Source organism: Paracoccus salipaludis (assembly GCF_002287065.1).
In the GTDB taxonomy this organism is placed as follows: domain Bacteria; phylum Pseudomonadota; class Alphaproteobacteria; order Rhodobacterales; family Rhodobacteraceae; genus Paracoccus; species Paracoccus salipaludis.
Map to the genome: position 1 here is coordinate 1 of NZ_NSJZ01000062.1, position 1,790 is coordinate 1,790.

Consider the following 1,790-nt stretch of genomic DNA (forward strand, 5'->3'; position numbering starts at 1 on the left):
GCGGGTCTTGTCGTTGTCCCGGGCGATCTGGTGCAGCTGGTGGGCTAACTGGTCCAGTTGCAGGCGGGGGATCTTCTGCCCGCGCTGCACGGCCGCGTTCATGGCCCGCACCACCTGGTTCACGTTCCGCCCGATCGCGGACACCTCCTTGGTCAGTTCCGCGATCTCGCCCGCCTCCGGCGGCTCGATGTGGTAGACGCCCGCTGCGTAGAGCAGCACCCGCCGCGCCGTGTCGGCCCGGCTCAGGTTCAGCTCCCCCGCCAGGGCGTCCAGCCGCTCCATGTCCTCGGTGCTGACCCGCACCGTCAGCACCTTGCTGCGCGATTGCGGCAGGCGCTCGTCCCAGCGGTTCTTGAGGTTGTAGATCGTCCGGCGGCTGACCCCGTATTTCTTCGCCAGCTCCGTCACCGGCACCTTCGCGTCCAGCTCGCCCCTCAAGGTCTGCTTTTGCTCGTTCGTCAGGCGGCTGAACTTGCGTCTCGGCATGTGTGAAGTATCCAACTTGGAGGCTGTGAAGTATCCAAGTTATATTTCCTGCCATTAACACACATCCGAAAATAGCCTTCACAGATCAGGGTGGTTCAGGGCCGCTCTTGAACCCTGCTGGGTGAGCCTGTGAGGCAACGATTTGGAAGTAGGTGACAGATATGCCGCTCTGGCGATGGCACCGAAGGATCGGACAGCAATGGCCTCCCAGAGCCCCGCAGAGGCCCCGTAGAGGCCCGTCTCGGCTTCTCGGGTGAGTTTCCCTGTGCATAGGCTGAGAGCTCCCTGTGGGGCGCCACAGGGCCTCTTTGCAGCTTTCTGGTTTTCTCAGCCTGCCAACCTTGCCGCCGAAGGGGCCTGGCCGGTGAGAGAGCTGCTAGTGCCACCCGGGCCGCGCCCGAGGCGCAGCGCCAGTCAGTTCACCGAGGCGGGGCCACGTCCGCTTCCAGCAGCATCCGCACATAGCGCGTGTAGGGGATGCCGCGAGCCCTGGCCTTGGCCTTCACCGCATCGAGCAGCGCGGCAGGCAGGCGCATGTTCAGCGAAGCCGCCTTCGGCTCGATCTCGAACCGCATCGGCTTGAAGCCTGAAAGGTCATACTCGGTCAGGTCGGCCGTTTCCACGAACTGCTCCGCCTCGGCATCGCTGCGCAGGGACGGCATGGGCTTAACGGGTGCCTTCATGATGCGCGATCTCCTTCTGGTGCATGTAACGGGCGCTGATGGGCCGCAGGCGGGTCTGGCCGTCGATCTGCCGCAGCATGAAGACCAGGAACACGTACCGGCCTGCTACGGTGGTCCCGATGGCCCGCATCCGCGGTTCCTCGGGAAAAGGATCGGGCATCACGGCAGGCGTGCCCGACAGCACCTCCTCGATCTCCTCACGACTGACCCCGTGCTTGCCGCACTTCGGCCAGTTGCCCTCGTCCCAGTCAAAGCCCGTGACCTTCATGGATGCTCAAAGATGATGTCTACACAAACGTAATGTAGGAAGCTCGGCGTCTATCAGGAAGCTTTTTCTTCAGCCTGCCACCTTGCCGCCAAGACGGTGTGGCAGGTGGGGAATTGCCCTTGCCGTCTGCACCGCCCCTGAGGCGCAGCGCCGATCCAAGGCCTGGCAAGTCTCGGAGGCGCGCGGCGCAAGCCGCCAGTTTCGCCGCAGTGTCGGGTGTCGCGTGTCGCGTGTCGCTACGCTCCAGCGACACCCGACACTGACACTAGAAGTCTAAAAATGGAGGCGCCGGAGGGTAAAAATGGAGGCGCCGGAGGGTATGAATGGAGGCGCCGGAGGGTATGAATGGAGGC

Annotated in this window: 3 protein-coding genes; all 3 read right to left on the bottom strand. The window is 63.8% G+C overall.

Going from position 1 to position 1,790, the window contains the following annotated elements; translation table 11 throughout:
• Positions 1–486, bottom strand: a 486-nt coding sequence (locus CK240_RS17450) for a plasmid mobilization protein (RefSeq protein WP_135058917.1), incomplete at its 3' end; no start/stop codon positions are given.
• Positions 487–905: 419 nt separating this feature from the next.
• Complete coding sequence (locus CK240_RS17455) at positions 906–1,169, bottom strand: BrnA antitoxin family protein (RefSeq protein WP_095641529.1); 264 nt, start codon at positions 1,167–1,169, stop codon at positions 906–908.
• Positions 1,153–1,437, bottom strand: a complete 285-nt coding sequence (locus CK240_RS17460) for a BrnT family toxin (protein ID WP_095641530.1) — start codon at positions 1,435–1,437, stop codon at positions 1,153–1,155. The genes CK240_RS17455 and CK240_RS17460 overlap by 17 nt, the downstream gene beginning before the upstream one ends.
• Positions 1,438–1,790 lie beyond the last annotated feature (353 nt).

What these genes read in the sequence shown, in the direction of transcription:
- CK240_RS17460 (WP_095641530.1), bottom strand. Translation starts at nt 1,437, where the DNA reads ATGAAGGTCACGGGCTTTGACTGGGACGAGGGCAACTGGCCGAAGTGC.
- CK240_RS17455 (WP_095641529.1), bottom strand. Translation starts at nt 1,169, where the DNA reads ATGAAGGCACCCGTTAAGCCCATGCCGTCCCTGCGCAGCGATGCCGAG.